18 protein-coding genes are annotated in these 19,717 nt (G+C 48.6%); 4 read left to right on the top strand and 14 right to left on the bottom strand.

The window, feature by feature from the left end; genetic code table 11:
* Nucleotides 1-8 precede the first annotated feature (8 nt).
* Entirely contained in the window at nucleotides 9-554 is a 546-nt protein-coding gene (locus tag ACW5MY_RS07255) for a GNAT family N-acetyltransferase (protein ID WP_013351986.1), read from the bottom strand.
* A 100-nt stretch (nucleotides 555-654) separates the two neighbouring features.
* Nucleotides 655-1,173, bottom strand: a complete 519-nt coding sequence (locus ACW5MY_RS07250) for an acyl-CoA thioesterase (protein ID WP_003154772.1) — start codon at nucleotides 1,171-1,173, stop codon at nucleotides 655-657.
* A gap of 190 nt (nucleotides 1,174-1,363) precedes the next feature.
* Between ACW5MY_RS07250 and ACW5MY_RS07245 the strand changes: the two genes are divergently transcribed.
* Nucleotides 1,364-2,224: a dimethylarginine dimethylaminohydrolase family protein gene (locus tag ACW5MY_RS07245; RefSeq protein ID WP_013351985.1), complete on the top strand. Its 861-nt coding sequence runs from the start codon at nucleotides 1,364-1,366 to the stop codon at nucleotides 2,222-2,224.
* 69 nt (nucleotides 2,225-2,293) lie between these two features.
* Nucleotides 2,294-3,343 carry a lactonase family protein gene (locus ACW5MY_RS07240; protein ID WP_013351984.1) on the top strand — a complete coding sequence of 350 codons (1,050 nt, stop codon included), beginning with the start codon at nucleotides 2,294-2,296 and terminating at the stop codon, nucleotides 3,341-3,343.
* A 26-nt stretch (nucleotides 3,344-3,369) separates the two neighbouring features.
* Here the strand turns inward: ACW5MY_RS07240 and ACW5MY_RS07235 are convergent, their stop codons facing one another.
* From ACW5MY_RS07235 to ACW5MY_RS07190, 10 genes are all read right to left on the bottom strand, one after another.
* The gene (locus ACW5MY_RS07235; protein WP_013351983.1) at nucleotides 3,370-4,341 is read right to left on the bottom strand and encodes an ABC transporter ATP-binding protein; all 972 of its coding nucleotides are present in this window, start codon (nucleotides 4,339-4,341) and stop codon (nucleotides 3,370-3,372) included.
* A 2-nt stretch (nucleotides 4,342-4,343) separates the two neighbouring features.
* Nucleotides 4,344-5,243 (bottom strand): C40 family peptidase, encoded by a 900-nt coding sequence (locus ACW5MY_RS07230; protein ID WP_013351982.1) that lies wholly within the window; start codon nucleotides 5,241-5,243, stop codon nucleotides 4,344-4,346.
* The gene (locus ACW5MY_RS07225) at nucleotides 5,240-6,337 is read right to left on the bottom strand and encodes a mandelate racemase/muconate lactonizing enzyme family protein (protein ID WP_013351981.1); all 1,098 of its coding nucleotides are present in this window, start codon (nucleotides 6,335-6,337) and stop codon (nucleotides 5,240-5,242) included. Before ACW5MY_RS07225 ends, ACW5MY_RS07230 begins: the two co-directional genes overlap by 4 nt.
* A gap of 6 nt (nucleotides 6,338-6,343) precedes the next feature.
* Entirely contained in the window at nucleotides 6,344-7,303 is a 960-nt protein-coding gene (locus ACW5MY_RS07220) for a S66 peptidase family protein (RefSeq protein WP_462061797.1), read from the bottom strand.
* 67 nt (nucleotides 7,304-7,370) lie between these two features.
* Nucleotides 7,371-8,990: a peptide ABC transporter substrate-binding protein gene (locus ACW5MY_RS07215; protein WP_013351979.1), complete on the bottom strand. Its 1,620-nt coding sequence runs from the start codon at nucleotides 8,988-8,990 to the stop codon at nucleotides 7,371-7,373.
* On the bottom strand, nucleotides 8,987-10,018 hold the full coding sequence (locus ACW5MY_RS07210) for an ABC transporter ATP-binding protein (RefSeq protein ID WP_013351978.1): 1,032 nt from the start codon (nucleotides 10,016-10,018) through the stop codon (nucleotides 8,987-8,989). The genes ACW5MY_RS07215 and ACW5MY_RS07210 overlap by 4 nt, the downstream gene beginning before the upstream one ends.
* A gap of 5 nt (nucleotides 10,019-10,023) precedes the next feature.
* Entirely contained in the window at nucleotides 10,024-10,971 is a 948-nt protein-coding gene (locus ACW5MY_RS07205) for an ABC transporter permease (protein WP_013351977.1), read from the bottom strand.
* A gap of 5 nt (nucleotides 10,972-10,976) precedes the next feature.
* A complete protein-coding gene (locus tag ACW5MY_RS07200; RefSeq protein ID WP_013351976.1) occupies nucleotides 10,977-11,903 on the bottom strand; it encodes an ABC transporter permease in 927 nt (308 codons plus the stop codon).
* Between the two features lie 14 nt (nucleotides 11,904-11,917).
* Nucleotides 11,918-12,742 (bottom strand): M55 family metallopeptidase, encoded by an 825-nt coding sequence (locus ACW5MY_RS07195; RefSeq protein ID WP_013351975.1) that lies wholly within the window; start codon nucleotides 12,740-12,742, stop codon nucleotides 11,918-11,920.
* A 155-nt stretch (nucleotides 12,743-12,897) separates the two neighbouring features.
* Nucleotides 12,898-14,451 (bottom strand): MFS transporter, encoded by a 1,554-nt coding sequence (locus ACW5MY_RS07190; protein ID WP_013351974.1) that lies wholly within the window; start codon nucleotides 14,449-14,451, stop codon nucleotides 12,898-12,900.
* Between the two features lie 284 nt (nucleotides 14,452-14,735).
* Between ACW5MY_RS07190 and htrA the strand changes: the two genes are divergently transcribed.
* Both htrA and ACW5MY_RS07180 read left to right on the top strand, forming a co-directional pair.
* Nucleotides 14,736-16,079, top strand: coding sequence for a serine protease HtrA (gene htrA, locus ACW5MY_RS07185; RefSeq protein ID WP_462061793.1), 1,344 nt, complete (start codon nucleotides 14,736-14,738; stop codon nucleotides 16,077-16,079).
* Nucleotides 16,080-16,174: 95 nt separating this feature from the next.
* On the top strand, nucleotides 16,175-16,351 hold the full coding sequence (locus ACW5MY_RS07180) for a hypothetical protein (RefSeq protein WP_014470490.1): 177 nt from the start codon (nucleotides 16,175-16,177) through the stop codon (nucleotides 16,349-16,351).
* Between the two features lie 90 nt (nucleotides 16,352-16,441).
* Here ACW5MY_RS07180 and ACW5MY_RS07175 read toward each other — a convergent pair whose 3' ends face one another.
* Together ACW5MY_RS07175 and ACW5MY_RS07170 are read right to left on the bottom strand one after the other, a co-directional pair.
* A complete protein-coding gene (locus tag ACW5MY_RS07175) occupies nucleotides 16,442-17,413 on the bottom strand; it encodes a glycosyltransferase family 2 protein (protein ID WP_013351972.1) in 972 nt (323 codons plus the stop codon).
* A gap of 12 nt (nucleotides 17,414-17,425) precedes the next feature.
* Nucleotides 17,426-19,573 carry a glycosyltransferase family 39 protein gene (locus ACW5MY_RS07170; RefSeq protein ID WP_013351971.1) on the bottom strand — a complete coding sequence of 716 codons (2,148 nt, stop codon included), beginning with the start codon at nucleotides 19,571-19,573 and terminating at the stop codon, nucleotides 17,426-17,428.
* Nucleotides 19,574-19,717 lie beyond the last annotated feature (144 nt).

The raw sequence follows: 19,717 nt of genomic DNA, 5'->3' as shown, positions 1-19,717 counted from the left end.
GTATCATACTACATTTCGCTGAAACGTTCAATGTCAGATGTGATGTCAAAAACCGTCAGCTGCCTCTCCCATTTGTTAACGGTCTCGCCGGCTGCCATGCCGATTTTTTCCGCGACGCGGACGGAAGCAAGGTTTTCCGGATCGATCAGCGCCGCTATGCGTCCGTATTGCTTTGTTTGAAAACCGTATGTCAGACAGGCTTTCGCAGCCTCTGTCGCATAGCCGCAGCCCCAATGGCGGCGGGCAAACATATAACCGATTTCCATCATCGCGGTTCCGTTTACCGTCTGCGGAACGATTCCGCATTGACCGAGAAATGCACCCGTCTCTTTATCTTCTGCGATCCAAAGACTCACGCCGTATCCTTTGGCCAATCGTTTGTTCCAGGCAATCCATTCCTTCGTTTCCCGTCTGCTTTTAAGAGAAGGATAATATTTCATGACCTCTCTATCGGTAAACAGCCCGTACAAATTCTCTTCATCGTCATCCCGCATGGTGCGCAGGCGGATACGCCTGGTTGTCAGGATGGTGCCGGAAGACTTATGCTTCATCATACACGCCACGTCTCCTTTCCCTGTATTAGATTATGGATCCGGCAGGAAAAGTCCTTTTTCAGCGTAAAAAAACCGCTTTTTTAAAAAAGCGGTTTGACGATTACCAAGGCTTATCTGTCCCGAGCGCCTCGGCCAGGGCCTTGCTGTGTTTTAAACGGTTTTTTCGTTCTCCGGCGCGCTGAACGGCCGTATTGTGAAGCATGATTTCTTCCTCGGTTTCCGGCACGATCCGCGGAACGGGCACCGATTTCCCGTTTGAATCGAGCGCGACGAAGGTCAGAAATGACGTTGCCGCAAGCTCGCGTTCCCCAGTCATCAGATGCTCTTTAATGACTTTGACAAACACCTCCATAGACGATGTTCCGACCCATGTGACGTAGGATTCAAGGCATACGGAATCCTGCTGGCCGATCGGGCGCAAAAAATCTACAGAGTCCATTGAGGCCGTGACGGTTTCACACCGGCAGTGGCGGGCCGCGGAAATTGAAGCGATATCATCAATGTAGCTCATCAGCTTTCCGCCAAACAGCGTATTGTGGTTATTGGTATCAAGCGGAAAAACCCTGCTTGTTTTGACTACCCTTGTTTCTTTGCAAAATCTTGATTCTGGCAACTTCATTATTCAAACTCCCCTTTGGTGTCTGGTCGTTTCGACTCATTCATCTGCTACCACCTATTAAACAATACTTTTACCGTTTTGTCTAAAATTTTAAATGTTAAGTTGGTTAGATATTCTGTCAGAAATGTTTCATTATTCATCACATCCGGGAATAATAAACGCACATTGAATATCGATAGGAGGCTATCACATGCACGTATCCATTCCCAAATCCACGCCAAAACCGGCATGCCGCAGTGAATATGATGCTTTGAAGACAGTCATTTTATGCCGGCCGGAACACATGGCCATCAAAGATATTATTAACGGAACACAAAAACATTTTAAACAAGAAAATATTGACATCTCCACCGCCCTCAAACAGCATAATGAGTTTATTGACATTTTAAAATCCCATCAGATTGAAGTCGTCCTGCTGCCTGCCGATCCCGAATTGCCTGAGCAGGTATTCACCCGGGATATCGGATTTGTCTTAGGAGAAACAGCGTTTATTTCAAGCATGGCGGCTTCAGTCCGGCAGGGAGAAGAAAAGGTGTTTCAACACCTGCTTGATGATGAGAAAATCCCTTATACGCGAATCAGCAAAGCGAACATTGAAGGCGGCGACGTCATGATCGCAGACGGCACCGTTTATGCCGGGCTGAGCGAGCGCACGGATAAAGCGGCTGTCCGGGAGCTGCAGGAGGCGCTGCCGGAAATGACCGTCGTGCCGATCCCTCTTAAGGAGGATTTCTTACATTTGGACTGTGTGTTTAATATGATCTCGGAAACGGAGGCGCTATACTGCAAAAATGGCTTACGGCAGAAAGAAATTGATCTTCTTGCCGAACGTTTTGAGATGATAGAAGTGCCTGAAGAAGAACAATTTACGCTCGGACCGAATATCCTGTCCATCGGCAATCAGACAATTATCAGCCTGCCGCAGCACCGTCATACGAACCGAGAGCTCAGAAAAAGGGGATATAAAGTCATTGAAACCGAGTTTTCCGAAATTATCAAATCGGGCGGTTCCTTCCGCTGCTGCACCCTCCCGCTTGTCAGAACATCTTAAACATTTACAAGGCAGTTTCCTTCAAGATACGTTAATATAGAGAAGACAAGACTTAAAGGGGGAAACCGAATGGCTAAGTACATAGGATACGCGGGAACATATACAAAAGGCGGCAGCGAAGGCATTTATTGTTTTGAACTTGATACAGAAGCGAAACAGCTCAGCCAGCCGAAGCTTGCTGCAAAGCTCGGCAACCCGACATACGTCACACCGAACTCTGATAACAGCATGCTGTATTCCATTGAAAAAGCAGACGGAAAAGGCGGCGTCGCAGCCTATCAAATCAATCAGAACACCGGCGAATTAACTTTTGTGAACCACCAGCTGATTGAAGGCCCGTCTCCATGCCACGTCAGCATTGATAGTAAACATGAATATGTTTTAACCGCTAATTACCACAGCGGAAAAGTGCACGCCTTCCCTGTCAATCAGGACGGCAGCCTGCAGGAGCCTGCAGCTGAAGCAGCTCATACGGGGACCGGTCCTCATGAAAGACAGGAGAAACCGCATACTCATTTCGCAGGCTTTACACCTGAGCATAATTACATTGCAGCCGTCGATTTAGGGACGGATACGCTGTATACTTACCAAATGCAAAACGGCGCGCTCACAGAGGTAAAAACCCATTCTTTCGCACCCGGTTCAGGGCCGCGCCATATCGTTTTCCATCCGGCGGAAAAATACGCCTATGTCATGACGGAGATCAGCAATGAAGTCATCGCGCTTGAATACAATCCGACCTTAGGTGAATTCAGAGAGCTTCAGGTCATTTCCGCTTTGCCTGAAGGCTTTACTGACAAATCTCAGGGCAGCGCGATCCGCATATCTAAAGACGGCAGATTTCTTTATGCCGCCAACCGCGGGCATGACAGCATCGCCATCTTTAAGATCAATCAATATTCCGGGGAATTGTCTCTTGTTGAATGGGTGCCGACAGAAGGAAACTGGCCGCGTGATTTCGCGTTTGATCCATCCGAAACATTCCTTATCGCGTCAAATGAAGAAACGGGAAATCTGGTTTTGTTTGAACGCGATCCGGAAACGGGCAGACTGACTCTGCTTCAATCTGACGTACCGGTTCCGTATCCGGTCTGCGTGTCATTTCTGCATCAGGTTTAATCACAAAGAAAGCTGACGATTTAAAGTCAGCTTTCTTTTTTGTATAAGTGACAGGCGACAAAACGTCCCGTCTTCACTTCCTCAAGCTCAGGCGTAACTTTACCGCAGAGCTCCATCGCTTCAGGGCACCGCGTCCTGAAAACACAGCCGCTCGGCGGGTTAACTGGGCTCGGCAGCTCCCCTTTCAGAATAATCCGTTCACGCTTGTCCTCAAGAAGCGGATCAGGGATCGGAATTGAAGATAAAAGCGCCTTCGTATAAGGGTGAAGCGGTTCCTTGTAAAGCGCAGCGCTTTCTGTGATTTCCATCATGCGCCCCAAATACATCACGCCGATCCTATCGCTGATATGCTTGACCATTGATAAATCGTGAGCGATAAATAAAAATGTCAGCCCTTTCTCCTTCTGAAGCCTTTTTAAAAGGTTGACGACCTGTGCCTGTACGGACACGTCAAGCGCAGAAATCGGCTCATCCGCCACGATAAACTCGGGGTGCAGAGAAAGTGCTCTGGCAATCCCGATTCTCTGTCTCTGTCCGCCACTGAATTCGTGGGGGTACCGGCTGCCGAAATCCGGATGGAGTCCGACAGCTTCAAGCAGTTCATCCGCCATCATCAGACGGGCTTTACGGGTATTGTAAAGATTGTGGATTTCCATCGGCTCCATAATAATTTCCCGTACGGTCAGGCGCGGATTTAACGAGGCGTAAGGGTCTTGAAAAATCATCTGCAGCTTGCGGAATAAGACCGACCGCTGATCTGGCGCGGCACGGTGTATGTCCGTCCCTTCATATGATACCGAACCGGCCGTCGGGTCGTACAGACGAAGAATAACCCTTCCGAGCGTCGATTTACCGCACCCCGATTCTCCGACGAGTCCGAATGTTTCCCCTCTTTGAATGTGAAAACTGACACCGTCGACTGCTTTTACGGCTTTCTTTCTTCCTGCGTCAAAATGCATTTTCAGCCCGCTGACTTCAAGGAGCGGAGACGCTGTCATATTCATTCCCCCTTTTCGCTGATACAGCGGCGTACGATGCATAATTCCTTTTCATAGACGGTTCCTTCCAAAGGCAGCACTTCGATTGTTTTTCCCGTTTTCGGGGAGTGCAGCATCCGGCCGTCTCCCAGCGCCAAACCGACATGGTGGATCGCGCCTTGTCCTTCATCATAGGCGAAAAACAAAAGATCAGCCGGCCGGATATCGTTTACCGCAGCGCCGAATCCAGCTTTTGCTTGGTCCTGCGCATCACGGGGAAGGGCATAACCGTTTGCTTTAAATACCGAATACATAAATCCGGAGCAGTCAAACCCGAAACCGCTCAGTCCACCCCATAAATAAGGAAGCCCGAGAAACATCATGCCTGTTTCGATGATATCTATTGCCCGCCCTTTCCTATGCCGGAATTCGTCTGCGTCAGCTTCCTTTACGAATCGTTCTCCGAGCGGCGTCGCCACCCGGAAAAAGCCATTTTCACGTCCGGCTGCCGGAAGACGCGTTAAGAAACTCACTTCAAGATCCGGTTCGCCGTTTGAGTGATATAAAAAAGATGTCGGTTTGGTAATCCATACGGCAGGAGAAGATGTGGGAAAGCTGTTTTTTGAAAGCTGGCTTTTTTTCACCCAGCCAGGATATCCGCGCGCGTCCTTTTTTGAAGGCTGGCCGGGAACGGCAACAAAAGCCCATTCACCCTCCTCTTTGAGAATGATCACTTCTTCCCCGAAAAGCACTTGCGTTTGGACAAGGTTGTCTGTGCATAGTTGAAGCCGCTCTTCATATCCCATAGACGCCAGCCATTTTCTGATTTGCGGCGGGTTTTCGAGCACCGGTGCATCATACGGGCGGGGAGATGACGGCAGCGTCCATACATTGGCTGCCGCCGCTGTAACGGCTGCTCTCATTGTTTCGCCTCCTCTTGTATCGACACGCCGGTAATGCCCAGACCCGGTTCATCCGGGATCGTAATCTGACTGCCGCTGTATGTGATGCCGCCTTTTATGAAGTCATTTTTCAGCATAAGCGGCGCATCAAAATCAAACCTTGTAACATTCCGTTTGCCCGCTGCAAAATGGGCTGCGGCGGTAATGCCGAGCTTCGTCTCAATCATGCTGCCGACCATGCATTCCACGCCGCACGTTTCCGCCATCGCATTGATGGTTTCCGCCTGCTTTATGCCGCCCGCTTTCATCAGCTTAATATTGATTAAATCGGCGCTTCTCGTTTGCAGTACGTGAAAGGCCTGACGGGGCGTAAAGACGCTCTCGTCCGCCATAATCGGTGTGTCTACGGCATCTGTGACCCGTTTCAGCCCGGCGATATCGTCTTTATGAACAGGCTGTTCGACCAGCTCAATGCCAAGTCCGGCGTCTTCCATCTTTCGGATCGCGGTCACGGCTTCTTTCGGCGTCCAGCCTTGGTTCGCGTCCAGTCTCAGTTTGACGGTTGCGCCGACACGTGATCTGACCGCCTGAATCCGCGCGATATCGTCTGATATGTCACCTATGCCGACTTTTATTTTTAAAATATGAAATCCTTTGTTCACATAACGGTCTGCATCCCCTGCCATCTCCTCAGGAGAATTGACGCTGACGGTAAAATCTGTTTCCATCGTATTCCGATAACCTCCGAGAAGCTGATAAAGCGGCTGCCCGTGCATTTGCGCCCATCCGTCATATACAGCCATATCTACCGCGGCCTTTGCGCTTTGATTTCTTACCAAAAGCCGGCTGATGTCATACAAAACTGCTTCCCTGTCAGAAATGTTCCGGCCTAAAAGAGCGGGCTTCAGTACATCGCAAACGGCGCTTTCGATACTTGCTGCGCTGTCGCCTGTTATAACAACCGTCGGCGGCGCCTCGCCCCAGCCGGTCAGACCGTTGTCAAATGTAATCTTCACAATGACCGATTCAGCATTGTAAACCGTGCGCAAAGCGGTCTTAAACGGTTTTTTCAGCGGCACGGATATCCGTCCTGTTTGAATATCTGTTATCCTCACGTCCGGTCACTCCCTTCCCGAAATCCCCGATTCAATTGTTACCGCTTTGGCCGCCGTATCCATAACCGCGCGGACTCCGATCGGAACGGCGAAGCTCGGCGAACAATGGCCGATTTTAAAGCCTTTGAGCGCGGGCTTCCATGATTTGACAATGTAATCGTTCAGCACTTGCTCTAATGTGAGGGACTTTTCTTTATTCTTCGGTTCGCATTTGTGAAAATCACAGACTAGAATTCCTGCTGCGTCTGATAGTTTGCCGGCCATTTTCAATTGATTCAGCATTCTGTCGATTTGATACGGCTCCTCATCAATATCCTCGATAAACAGCAGTTTGTCTTTCGTATCAATTTCAAACGGCGTACCGAGTGTGGATGTAATAAGCGACAGATTGCCGCCCGCAAGCTCTCCCTCGGCTCTTCCGTCTGTCAGCACCTCCAGCGGAGAAATATCCTCCGTATAGGTGAATTCCGTTTCTTCGAAAAGCTGATGATACGATGCCTTTGTCAGCGGATCAGCATCTTCAAGTCCCACATCCGTGCTCAGCATCGGGCCGTGAAATGTGACGAGTCCCGTATTTTGATGAATGGCGGTATGTAAAAATGTAATATCGCTGTATCCCCAGAAAATTTTCGGATTGCTGCGGATTAAGCCGAAATCAATGTCAGCGGCAATGCGGCCCGTGCCGAATCCTCCGCACGCGCATATCACTGCTTTGACATTCTGATCACTGAACATGTCATGGAGATCATCGAGACGCGCCCTGTCTTCTCCCGCCAAATAGCCGTGGCGGGTCTTCAGCGACCGGCCGAGTTTCACTTGAAGGCCAAGCTCATTCTCTAAAAAAAGCAGCGCGTTTTGTAAAGTCCCGCTCTCAGGGGGGCTTGCGGGCGCAATCACACCGACCGTGTCGCCTTTTTGCAGTGCTTTTGGTTTATGGTTCATGGCTTTTTCAATCTCCTCTCCCATGGATTGAAAAGTGAAACATACCGCTCCTTTAACGGCAAAAGAGCGGTATGTCGTTTCCGAGGTGATATCAGGACTTTTCCGCCCACTTCAGATCAACGTAACCGACGGGGTGCCGGACAATGCCCTTCACGCCGCTGTTTTGCAGATGCACCTGATTGTAAAAATAAATCGGAATGATCGGAGCCTCGTTCATGAGCAGCTTCTCCGCTTTATGCATGAGCGCAAAACGTTTTTTTGCATCGGCTTCCTGTTTTGCCTGCTTGATATAGCTGTCGTATGTCTCGCTGCCCCAGCCGGTGCGGTTCATGGAATTGCCCGTCTGGAAAGCCTCAAGAAAACTGATCGGATCTGCGTAATCCGGTAAAAATGAACTTTGAGAGAACTGAAACTTCAGCCCTTTTTGCTCCTCTAAAAAGACATTCCATTCCATATTGGCGAGCTTAACGTCTATACCGAGCACACTTTTGAGCTTCTGCTGTACCGCTTCCGCTATTTTTTTATGCTCCGGCTTTGTGCTGTATGTCAGTGTGACGGCAGGCAGTTTGTCATAATGCTCTTCTGCCATGCCTTTTTCCAGCAGTTTTTTGGCTTCTGATTCATCCGGAGTTAATAAACTGCCGCCTGCTTCGCGGAAATCTTTCCCGTCAGGCTGCGGAAACCCCGGGGATACAAAGGCATGTGCCGGCTTTTCACTGTTTTTGGTCACATAATCCGTGATTTCTTTCTGATCAATAGCCGCAGCAAACGCTTTTCTGATCTTTTCATTTTGGAACGGCTCCATTTTAACGTTAAAGCGATAGAAATAAAGTCCGGCCTGATCCCACGTGCGGACATTTTTTCCGCCCATCAGCTGCTCGCTCAGCTCTGCCGGCACAAAAGCGGTATCCAAATCTCCCGACTGGAACATCTGGTAGTCGGTATTTCGGTCACTGACCATCGCCCATGTGACTTTATCAAGTTTCACCGTCTTTTTATCCCAATACGTCTCGTTTTTGACCATCGTCATGCTGTCGTCATGCTTCCATTCCGTCAGCTTGAACGGCCCGTTGCCGACAAAGGTTTTCGCTTCAGTGAACCATTTCGGATCAGCCTTAGCGACCTTTTCATTAATCGGGAAATACGCCGGATTGGACACGACGCTCAGAAAATAATCCTGCGGTGCCGCCAATGTGACGACCAATGTTTTTTTATCTTTTGCCGTAACTTTCACGTCTTCTTTTTTGCCTTTTCCGCTGTTAAATTCTTCCCCGCCTTTGATCATATAGCCGAGAAATGCGGAAGACGCTCCCGTTTTCGGATCGAGCATCCGTTTCCAGGCGTACACGAAGTCTTCCGCCGTGACGGGATCGCCATTGGTCCATTTGGCGTCATCACGGAGACTGAAGGTATATGTCAGCTTATCAGCGGACACCTTCCAGCTTTTTGCCATGGCCGGTTCGGGCTTATTATCTTTTCCGAGCCTTGTTAAACCTTCCATTATGTTATTCAGCGGCTGCCAGGAAACATTATTAAACCCGATCGGCGGATCAAGTGAGGTCGGCTCATTTTCGTTATTGAGCCGGAGCACTGTTTCATCCCCCTGTTCTTTTGCTTTGCCGGTTTCTGTTCCCGCCTGCTCATTGGCCGTACAGCCCATCAAAGCAAACGACACAACAGCAATCACTCCGATTGCCCATTTCTTTTTCATTTGAATCCCCCTTTTTCCTCTGCTGCCTTCAGCTGTTTGTGCTTTTGCCTCTCTGCACGGTCATCCTGAAGCCAACAATTGACGAAATGGCTTTTGGATTTCACGGTTGTTTCCGGATATACCTTTTCACAGACGATCATCCTGTCCGGGCAGCGGGCGGCAAACGGGCAGCCCGGCGGCGGATCGAATAAATCAGGCGGCGTCCCGTCAATCGGCGAAAGCTCACTATCCTCCATATCCAGCCGCGGCACTGAGAAGAGCAGCCCCTTTGTGTAGGGATGAGCGGGCCGGTAAAAAATATCATGCCTCGTGCCGATTTCGGCGATTTTTCCCGCGTACATGACGGCGACCCTGTCAGCGGTCTGAGCGACAACGCCGAGATCATGCGTAATCAGAACAATAGATACGCCTGTTTTTCTTTGAATCTTTTTAAATAATTCAAGGATCTGTGCTTGAATTGTTACATCAAGAGCAGTCGTCGGTTCATCGGCAATCATGATTTCCGGCTCGCAGATCAGAGCCATCGCGATCACGATCCGCTGTCGCATGCCCCCGCTTAATTGGTGGGGATACTGCTTCAGGCGGGATTTCGAGTCAGGGATGCCGACAAGGTCCAGCATGGCGAGAACCTCGGATTCAGCTTGTTTTCTGGTCATGTCTCGGTGTTCCAAAAGCGCTTCTGAAAGCTGATCTCCTACAGTCAAAGTCGGATTGAGCGCCGTCATCGGGTCCTGAAAGATCATAGAAATGTCACGTCCCCGTATTCCCCGCATTTCCCGTTCCGTCATTTGACAAAGGTCTTTCTGTTTAAATTGTATGCTTCCGGATTCAATCTTTGCCGAATGTTTCGGAAGAAGGCCCATCACGGCTTGTAACGTCACGCTTTTTCCGCAGCCCGATTCACCGACGATCGCAAACGTTTCACCTTTATATAAATCGAAGCTGACGCCTCTGACGGCTTTTACGGTGCCTCCGTATGTTGAAAAAGTAACATGCAGATTTTGAACTGAAAGAACTTGCTGCGCCATTTTTCCTACCTCCTCAATTTCGGATCTAACGCGTCCTGCAAGCCGTCTCCAAGCACGTTAAACGCGTACATCGTTAAGGAAATGAAAAAGGCGGGAAAAAACAGCCGCCACCAATGGCCTGATAAAATCGCCGGGAGCCCGTCGTTTGCCATGACTCCCCAGCTTGCAAACGGCGCTTGAATGCCGAGTCCTAAAAAACTTAGAAATGATTCCGCAAAAATCGCCGCCGGCACCGTAAGCGTCATTTGGACAATAATGGCCCCCATCGTATTCGGCAGCAGATTTTTCTTAATGATCCGAAATGTTTTCGCCCCAAACGTTTTCGAAGCAAGCACGTGTTCATCATGCTTCATCCTCAATACCTGTCCTCTGACAATCCGCGCCATGCCGACCCACCCCGTCACGGTCAGAGCGACGATAATAGAACCGAGCCCCGGTCCCATCAGCACCATTAACAAAATGACAACGAGCAGATACGGCAATCCGTAGAGAACCTCGATGATTCTCATCATGGCGCTGTCTGTCCGTCCCCCTTTGTAGCCGGCGATGCCTCCGTAAATGACGCCGATCAAAAAGTCGATCAAGGCCGCCATCACACCGACAAATAAAGATATCCTCGCTCCGTACCACGTTCTTGTAAATACGTCCCGTCCAAGCTCATCGGTTCCGAACCAATGTGAAGAAGACGGCGGAAGATTCTGCTCGGCGAGCGTCTGCCTTGTCACACTGTGCGGTGATATCACCGGACCGAACACAGCTAATAGAAACAGGCAAAATAAAATCACAAGGCCGGCCATCGCCAATTTGTTCTTTTTAAGCCGCCGCCACGCATCCTGAGTGTAAGACAGGCTCGGACGCTTGACCGACTCGGCTTCACCCTTTCTTTCCATGCCCGGCTGAAACCATTCATCAGGCACTTCTGTGTGTTTTACCGTTTCCTGCGGGAGATTCATCGGGATCACCCTTTCTTATGAAGTTTTATGCGCGGGTCTAACAGGCCGTATGCCAAATCAACCAGAAACAGCATGACGATCAGAATCACACTGTAAAATACGGTCGTCCCCATAATCACCGGGTAGTCACGCTGATTGATGCTTTCCACGAAATATTTGCCCATTCCCGGAATGGCAAAGATTTTCTCGATGACGAAACTGCCCGTCAGGATACTTGCGGCAAGCGTGCCAAGTACTGTCACAACAGGCATAAGAGCGTTTTTCAAGGCGTGTTTGATGATAATTTTGACAGGAGAAAGGCCTTTTGCTTTTGCCGTGCGGATATAATCCTGAGTGAGCACTTCAGCCATGCTTGATCTTGTCAGCCTCGCGATGATGGCCATAGGTCCGACGGCAAGCGCTGCAGTCGGCAGGACCATGTGAACTGGACTCGTCCACGTAGCAGCCGGAAACCATTTCAGATGAACCGCAAATTGCTGAATCAGCAGTGTCGCCATAATAAAATTCGGAATGGAAATCCCCAGCACCGCAAGGCTCATGGCCGCATAATCGAGAAATCCGCCGCGCCTCAGAGCGGCCGTTATGCCGAGCGCGAGTCCTGAAATAACAGCGATGATAATCGCCGTTATGCCAAGCTCAAATGAAACGGGAAACCCCCGTTCAAGCATGGCGTTTACACTGTCTGACGGTTTTTTAATTGAAGGACCGAAATCAAAGGTTAGAATGGATTTTAGATAGATGGCGTATTGAGTGATAAGAGGTTCGTTCAGATGGTAGTAGGATTCGAGATTTCGCTGAACCGCTTCGTTTGTGCCCCGCTCTTCGTTAAAAGGCGAGCCGGGTATCACTTTCATCATGACAAATGTCAGAGTGGTGATGACGAGGACGGTCATAATCATTGCGATAAAACGTTTGATAAAATACCGAAGCAATGCCGTTCACCCCTTTAACAGAATGTTGTTCTCATGGCGAGTTCTGTCATGACGAGCATGGCCTGATAGGCTTCCGGCATGTCTTTTGCCTGAAATTGAACGATTGTCGTTCCCGGTATGATTTCTGTGCCCGGCATTAAATGGGCCCATTCAGCCTGTCCGTAGTTGGCAAATTCAATGCCTAAGACCGGTCTTTCAGGCGGAGTGAGCGGCTTGACCTTATCTTTATTTTTGAGCGCATAAGCTGTTTTTTCCGTCAGGAGCTGCCCGGCTTTCAGAGGAGACAGGCATTTAACCGCGGTTCTTGAAATGGTTTGCTTGACGGCGGCTGTCGTCACATTCGGTATCAGCTCCTCCGCTTCTTTTGCGGCGCAATCATCCCCGGCAGCCATAATCACCGGGACATCGTAAAATCCGGCGAGATAGGCATTTAACCCCAGTTCACCGACCGGCTTATCATTTATGTAAAAGTGACGCACGCCGAATATCATGCTGTGCGACATGACTCCCGGCATTGAGGCTCTCGCATGGTAGCCGATAAACATTGCGCCAGAATAGGATTCATCAAGCCCCTGCATCATAGAAAACGGCTTGACGTCCCCTGTGATCAGCTCTGCCTCAGGATGAAGTTTTTCTGCGAGCAGATTATTCATCTTTGAATGGCTGTCATTTACGGTCACTTCCGTGCACCCGTTATTAAACGCTTCTGCGATGCACCAGTTTGCTTCCTCGGTCATCAGAACCCTGCCGCGCTCATAATTGTGCATGCGGGAATTGACAAATGTTTCATCCGGCAGTCCAGATATCCCTTCCATATCTACAGATAGATACAGTTTCATGTAATACCTCCTTTTTTATTTAAAATTTCGATATTAAATTATGAATATTCTAACAAATTATATTAAAAAAGGATGAAACATGCAATATACCATTCTGCCATTATAGGAAAAAACAAACCCTTTTCACCGGGAAAAGGGTTTGCTGATAGAAAAAGTTACATACTGTTTTCGGGGTGACGCTGAAACTGTCTGACCGCACTTCTGTATTCACTATCGGGAATGACCTGATGCCTGATCGGTTCAGTAGTTTTCCGCGGAGGCTGTTCAGCCTCCTGGTTACGGACGGCGTGCGGTTTATGCGCCAGCTTATGTCCCATGCCGGTCGCATTCATGACAAATGATAAACACACTAAAAGCAGGCTTAAGATGAAAGCAATAAGGAACAGATCGCTGTATGTCCCCATCAGCAACTCATGCGGCGATTGTGTGCCGTGCGCGCCCCAAAGCATGCCGGAAGCATCTCTTTTGGTAAAATACCCTATTAATACAGGGGCGCCCATATAAATGAACAGCCGCAAAAACTGAACTGCCGTCATGCGTTTCACCAGTTCCGGAAGCGGTCCTCCTAACGCGGCTCCCATCAGTCCGGCTGCCACGATAAGCCCTGTTCCGGCCGCCAGCATTACGAAAAGCCCCGCAAATAGAATAATAGGCATATGATGATCCGTCGTCATCCATTGAAAATTCACGAACACAAGTATAATAGAGCCTGTTATCCCGAGCATGCCCGGGCCGACTTTATCATATGCTAATGCACTGATGACAGCGGCAATGGCCACGCCTGCCAAAAGGCTCGCATATAAAAATATCAAATGAGTTTGTGACATATGATACGCCGCCTGAAGCTCCCCGCGAAATGCAGAAAGGCTGACCGCTATTGAGATACTGCCTGCAGCGATCATAAAAACTCCCAGAATCGGCTTTGGAATCAGCATAAGTTTAATCGAAATCAGCGCATGTTCGTTTCTGTACTGCATAATCAGCAAGATCAGCAGAATGACGAAGCTTCCTCCAAATCCCGCCAACGTATGCCATGACGAGAAACCCCATTTCGGCAGATGAATAAATGTAAAGGCAGCCAGCACGGCTGATACACCCGCTAACAGAAAACCGAAGCCGTCAAATGGAGATCTTTCTGCGCCTTTATGAGCATCATCCCGCAGCCACATATAGCTGAAAATGAAGCCGCAAAAAGACAGCAGACCAAAAATGCCGAACAGCCAATGCCAATGGCCGGCGCTTGCCGCGGCCGTGCCTAATACGGTCCCCATAATGACGGACCCGTAAAAGCCGCCGATTAACACAAATAAGGCGTAATTGCGGCGCTCAATCGGAAACGAAAGCACCAGCATCGGAATCATAATCATCAGCATAGTGCCCGCAGCGGCTCCCTGTAAAAAACGGCCCGCAGCGAGCGGGTAAATATCATTCGTACAAAAAGCTAGCAGCGCTCCGATGACAGCCGCTGCCATAGAAATCATATAGACAGGCCGGGAGCCGAACCTTTTTCTTAAATACGGCCCAGCCGGCACGAATAAGGCAAATGCCATATTACCGATAATAATCGGATGAAAAGAATCATAGTTTCCTCCGCCGACCGTCTGCCGGACAAGGCTTTGGACAGCCGAAAGAGCGGTGTTCGACATCAGTCCCGGCCCGACCGCCAACACAGCAAGCAGAGAAATAATCCAGTGATGTTTTTCTTTCATTTGACAGCTCCTTTCTTAAATTTGACAACGTAAAAAAGCTAACAGATTTCCCCCATTAGCTTGACAGAATTTTCATATCTTTTCATGTGAAGGATTGAGCATAATCTATCATTTATTATTTCAAATCCGATCGAAATTGTCAATATAAAGCGCCCCGTCCAATTACGTCTTTTTCACAATTTCCCACAATCTTTTCATTATTATCCCACACTTTTTGTGTAAGATGGAGTCAGTAATAATAGGCAAATCATGCTATGATGAAATAGAGAAACGGAGTGAACATGATGGATAACTATCGTGATGAAAATCGGACAGACCAAAAAGAACAGGAAGTCCTTTTAGCAAAAGAAAATCCGCAGCCGGCCAGATATTCAGCGACGGACGAGGACAAGAAAAAACGAAGCTTCGGCTGGTTCAGACCGCTCCTCGGCGGGGTGATCGGCGGAGGGCTCGCCCTTGGCATCTATACATTTACGCCGCTTGGAGACCATCAGACGCAAGATACGTCCAATCCGGCTCCCGCTCAGGAAACGTCATCTGTAACCGCTAAACAGACATCTTCTGATTCCGGCAGCAGCAAATCGTCAAGCAGCTCATCAGCAAATTCAAGCAGCATTTCAAATATGGTGGAAGACATTTCACCGGCGATCGTCGGAATCACCAATCTGCAAAAGCAGCAAAGCAGTTCAGATTTATTCGGATCCGGTTCCGGTTCGAACTCAAATTCATCGGGTGAAGATGCCGAAACGGGGTCGGGTTCAGGCGTTATTTTTAAGAAAGCAAACGGCAAAGCGTATATTATTACGAATAACCACGTGGTCGAAGGCGCCTCTTCCCTTAAAGTGTCATTATATGACGGTACTGATGTAACAGCTAAACTCGTCGGCAGAGACTCTCTGACGGACTTGGCCGTTTTAGAAATCAGTGATAAACACGTGACAAAAACGGCAAGCTTCGGCAGCTCATCCGCTCTCAGAACGGGTGAATCCGTCATCGCCATCGGTGATCCGCTCGGAAAAGACCTTTCCCGCACCGTCACTCAGGGTATCGTGAGCGGCTTAAACAGAACCGTCTCGATTTCTACATCAGCCGGTGAGTCAAGCATCAATGTCATCCAGACTGATGCCGCCATCAATCCCGGAAACAGCGGCGGGCCGCTCTTAAATACAGACGGCAAAATCATCGGCATCAACAGCATGAAAATCAGTGAAAGTGATGTAGAAGGCATCGGCTTTGCAATCCCGAGCAACGATGTAAAACCGATCGCTGAAGCGCTTCTCACTAAAGGACATGTGGAGCGCCCTTATATCGGGGTAAGCATGATCGACTTGGAGCAAGTGCCGCAAAACTATCAGGAAGGCACACTCGGCCTCTTCGGCAAACAGCTGAATAAAGGGGTTTATATTCGCGAAGTGGCGCAGGGATCGCCTGCCGCCAAAGCCGGATTAAAAGCAGAAGACATCATTATCGGCTTAAAAGGGAAAGAAACCGACACGGGCAGCGAACTTCGCAATATTCTCTATAAGAATACGAAGGTCGGCAGCACCGTGGACGTGAAGATTATCAGAAACGGCAAGGAAATGACGAAAAAAATGAAATTGACTCAAAAAGAAGAAACACCTTCTTAACAAAAATCCAGGGCAGCGGCCTTGGATTTTTTTATATCAATGAAACTTTCAGCGCAAACCGTCCGTATGAATAGTGTACAAAGGAGGATACATACATGAAACATTCCGGACTTTTGCTGGTCGTTACCGGCCTGATCTTGCTGCAGCTGAGCTTTCAGCTTCCTCATCAAAACATTGCTTGGGGCATGACGCTGGGTGCAAGCATTTTATTGAATCTGACGGGAACCGGACTGATTATGCGCTCTTTGCACATGCAAGCCAGCCGCAGATGATTGAAAAAGCCGCGGGACACTCAGTGATCCGGCGGCTTTTTATTTCAGACATAAAAGCACCCTGTCCGCTAGAAGGACAGGGTGTTTCGGTTAAGACATATGCTGATCCCGATAAACCTTTTCGTTTTTAATGCCGTACGCTTTTTGCACGATATAGAGCGGACGGTCTTTTGCTTCGTCATAAATCCTTCCGATGTATTCGCCGATCATACCGAGAATTAAGAGAACGATGCCGCTGAATAAAAGCTGTATCACAATCAGTGAGGACCAGCCTGTAATGGTGCTGTCTGTAAAAAGTTTCATATATAAAACGACAAACATATAAAGAAAACCCGCTCCGGACATAATCATTCCCGCATAGCTTGCCGCCTTGAGCGGTTTATGGGAGAACGTTGTTATACCGTCCATGGAAAGCTTCAGCATTTTTTTAAGCGGGTATTTCGTTTCTCCCGCAAGCCTTTCATCGCGTTCATATTCAACAGCAGTCTGCTTAAACCCGACCCAGCTGACGAGTCCCCTGACAAATGGATTTTTCTCTTTTAATCTTTTCATTTCGTCACAGACTTTTCTGTCCAGCAGGCGGAAATCTCCGGTATCGAGCGGAATATCAATATCGGTCACGCTCCGCAGCAGCCGATAAAACATAGAAGCCGTCTGTTTCTTGAAAAAGGTTTCTCCTTTCCGTTTCGTTCTGACGGCGTACACCACATCGTAGCCTTCTTTCCACTGTTCAATCATATCAAGGATTAATTCAGGAGGGTCCTGCAAATCGGCGTCAATGACGATGACGGCATTCCCCTCTGCGTAATCCATGCCTGCGGTGATTGCGATCTGGTGACCGAAGTTTCTGGAAAAATCAATAATTTTCACTCTCGGATCAATCAGACTGTGCTCTCTTAATATCTCAATACTGCGGTCTTTGCTTCCGTCATTGACAAAGATCAATTCATAATGATCTTTTGTTTGATCCATGACTTCTTTCAAACGTTGATAGGTTGTCTGAATGACGAGTTCCTCATTATAAACGGGGACGACAATTGAATATTGAATATGTCTGCTCATGTTTTTTTCCTCCTATTCATCAGATTGCAGTTCGTATAATGAGGCTGACTGATTCATTCCGCCTGGGCCGCCGCCCATCCGGTTGTTTTCACTTGAATCCTTACTGGTTTCAGTATCAGCTGCATCATTATTTTTCGTTTTCTGATCATTGCTTGATTGCCATTTATCTGAAGATACTTTCTTGCCGTTTTTCTCAACCCATTGCACAATATCATTGTTTCCGCCTTTGCCCATTCCGGATGTTAAGAAGTATTTTACTTTCCCTTCTTTTACGAGCTTTTTAAATTGAGTCAGCGTGATGGCCGGGTCAGATCCGCTGAATCCGCCGATCGCCATGACGGCTTTTTTCGTTTTTATAATGTAAGGCGCCGCTGTGTTGGAATCGGTTGTTGCAAACAGATAGTCCGCTCCGGCGTTATGTTTCTCTAAATAGTTGATCAGTTTTTCATTTACAGATGCGTTATTCATCCCCATGCCTTTTTTGCTTGTTGAGGCGAGCTGAGGGCCTGTTTCAGGCAATGAGCTGTTGCCTCCGTACAGAAGCGGTGTGCTCGCCCAATAAATCGGCATTACCAGCAAGACGAGAAGGGCTGCAAGTGAAATATAAGAACTGAGCGGTTTTTGGCGCTGTTTGAACACGAACAGAGCGATTGCAGCCGCAGCGCCGATCACGCCTATACCGATGCTCCAGCCTGCACCGATTTGATCAATGTAGTTTCTGAGTATAAACAGCTCAAATCCGGTTGTCGCAAGAATGGCTGCCGGCAGAAGCCAAGTTTTCCATCCCGCCTGCTTGCGGTACAGATGAACAAGGGCGACCCACCCCGCGCCGGTAAGTGCCGCAATCGGAGGCGCCAGCATAATGAGATAATAATGGTGGAAAAATTCCGCCACACTGAAGAATCCGGCAATCGGCACAAGCCATGCTGCCCAAAAAATCGTTTCCTTCTGTTCTTCTGACAATCTTCTTCTTTCTCTCGCCCCGGCGATCAATAAACCGGCCATTCCAAAAATCGCAAACGGCAAGAGCCAGCTGATCTGATCAGATAATTCCGTTTGGAAAAGCCGCAGCGGACCAGGGGTTCCTGTCCCGAACATTCCTGAACCTGATTGCATTTTCGAGCCGGTGCCTGTACCGCCTTTTCCTCCGCTGCTAGGAGGACCTCCTTGACCGCTGCCTGGCATTTCGCCTCCGCTTGGCATTTGTCCGTTAGACGGAGGCGCCGTCATGCTGCCGTTTTGTGATTTGCCTTCACTTGATGAACTGCTGCTTGAAGACTGACCGGGCGGTGCTTGCATTCGTGAAGAACCGGCGGAAGAAGATATCCCTTTTGAAGCGTTTCCGTCCGGCCCGCCCTGGCCGCCGCCTGAATTTTGGCCTGTCAGCCGCTGAATCCCGTTATATCCGAAAGCCAATTCCAATACGGAGTTGGTCTGGCTGCTTCCGACATATGGCCTTTTGCCGGCCGGGATATTGTCAACAATGAGAGGCCACGACAATGAAACGGCTGCTAATACGGCCAGCGCGCTTACCAATGAAATGATTTTTTTCTTAATGGTCGTGTTTGCCGCAATCATATAGAACAGCAAGAAGGCCGGTAAAATCATATAAGCCTGAAGCATTTTTGTATTAAAGCCTACTCCGACGACAAAAAACGCCGCCAGAAGCCAAATCAGTCTGCCTTTTCGAATCGCTTTAAAGAGAAGCCATGTGGCGAACAACAGGAAAAATACCAGTAAAGCATCAACATTGTTCGTCCGTGCGACTGCTACAGCGATCGGCGTACATGCCATGACAAATGAGGCGATGCGCGCCGCCGTTTTTCCGAACGTCGGCTTTATTAATAAATACATAAAGAGAACTGAGCCTACACCCGCCAATGCCTGAGGCAGGATGACACTCCACCCGTGCATACCGAATATCAGCGCGCTGATCGTTTGAATCTGGTATGTAACAGGCGGTTTATCCACCGTGATAAACCCGGCTGCGTCAAATGAAGCGTAAAAGAAATTATGAAAGCTTTGAAGCATACTCGTTACCGCCGCGGTGTAATATGGATTCACCGTATCGTCATTCCAGATGTTATACATATTCAAGAATGCGGAAACGAGTAAAATGAGAATGAAGACTGCGTCTATCTCGCGTTTTTTCATGTTCACCTGTGTTTTCACTCCTTTTGTTTTAACTTTGAACAAGTGTAACAACCAAATATGAAAAATTTATTAATAAACAAAGACAATTATTTTGCCGTTTACAAATAGGTAAAAAGAATGACAAAACGGGTAAAAAAGCAAAAAAAAGAT

The organism is Bacillus sp. Bwzl_19 (assembly GCF_054900515.1).
Note: the sequence above shows the minus strand (reverse complement) of the source record. Positions and strands in the feature narration are given on the sequence as shown.

Coding starts and splice junctions, on each gene's coding strand:
- ACW5MY_RS07205 (WP_013351977.1), bottom strand. CDS start 10,971: ATGAATCTCCCGCAGGAAACGGTAAAACACACAGAAGTGCCTGATGAA.
- ACW5MY_RS07220 (WP_462061797.1), bottom strand. CDS start 7,303: ATGGGAGAGGAGATTGAAAAAGCCATGAACCATAAACCAAAAGCACTG.
- ACW5MY_RS07240 (WP_013351984.1), top strand. CDS start 2,294: ATGGCTAAGTACATAGGATACGCGGGAACATATACAAAAGGCGGCAGC.
- ACW5MY_RS07230 (WP_013351982.1), bottom strand. CDS start 5,243: ATGAGAGCAGCCGTTACAGCGGCGGCAGCCAATGTATGGACGCTGCCG.
- ACW5MY_RS07180 (WP_014470490.1), top strand. CDS start 16,175: ATGAAACATTCCGGACTTTTGCTGGTCGTTACCGGCCTGATCTTGCTG.
- ACW5MY_RS07210 (WP_013351978.1), bottom strand. CDS start 10,018: ATGGCGCAGCAAGTTCTTTCAGTTCAAAATCTGCATGTTACTTTTTCA.
- ACW5MY_RS07250 (WP_003154772.1), bottom strand. CDS start 1,173: ATGAAGTTGCCAGAATCAAGATTTTGCAAAGAAACAAGGGTAGTCAAA.
- htrA (WP_462061793.1), top strand. CDS start 14,736: ATGGATAACTATCGTGATGAAAATCGGACAGACCAAAAAGAACAGGAA.
- ACW5MY_RS07175 (WP_013351972.1), bottom strand. CDS start 17,413: ATGAGCAGACATATTCAATATTCAATTGTCGTCCCCGTTTATAATGAG.
- ACW5MY_RS07190 (WP_013351974.1), bottom strand. CDS start 14,451: ATGAAAGAAAAACATCACTGGATTATTTCTCTGCTTGCTGTGTTGGCG.
- ACW5MY_RS07235 (WP_013351983.1), bottom strand. CDS start 4,341: ATGACAGCGTCTCCGCTCCTTGAAGTCAGCGGGCTGAAAATGCATTTT.
- ACW5MY_RS07245 (WP_013351985.1), top strand. CDS start 1,364: ATGCACGTATCCATTCCCAAATCCACGCCAAAACCGGCATGCCGCAGT.
- ACW5MY_RS07195 (WP_013351975.1), bottom strand. CDS start 12,742: ATGAAACTGTATCTATCTGTAGATATGGAAGGGATATCTGGACTGCCG.
- ACW5MY_RS07255 (WP_013351986.1), bottom strand. CDS start 554: ATGATGAAGCATAAGTCTTCCGGCACCATCCTGACAACCAGGCGTATC.
- ACW5MY_RS07215 (WP_013351979.1), bottom strand. CDS start 8,990: ATGAAAAAGAAATGGGCAATCGGAGTGATTGCTGTTGTGTCGTTTGCT.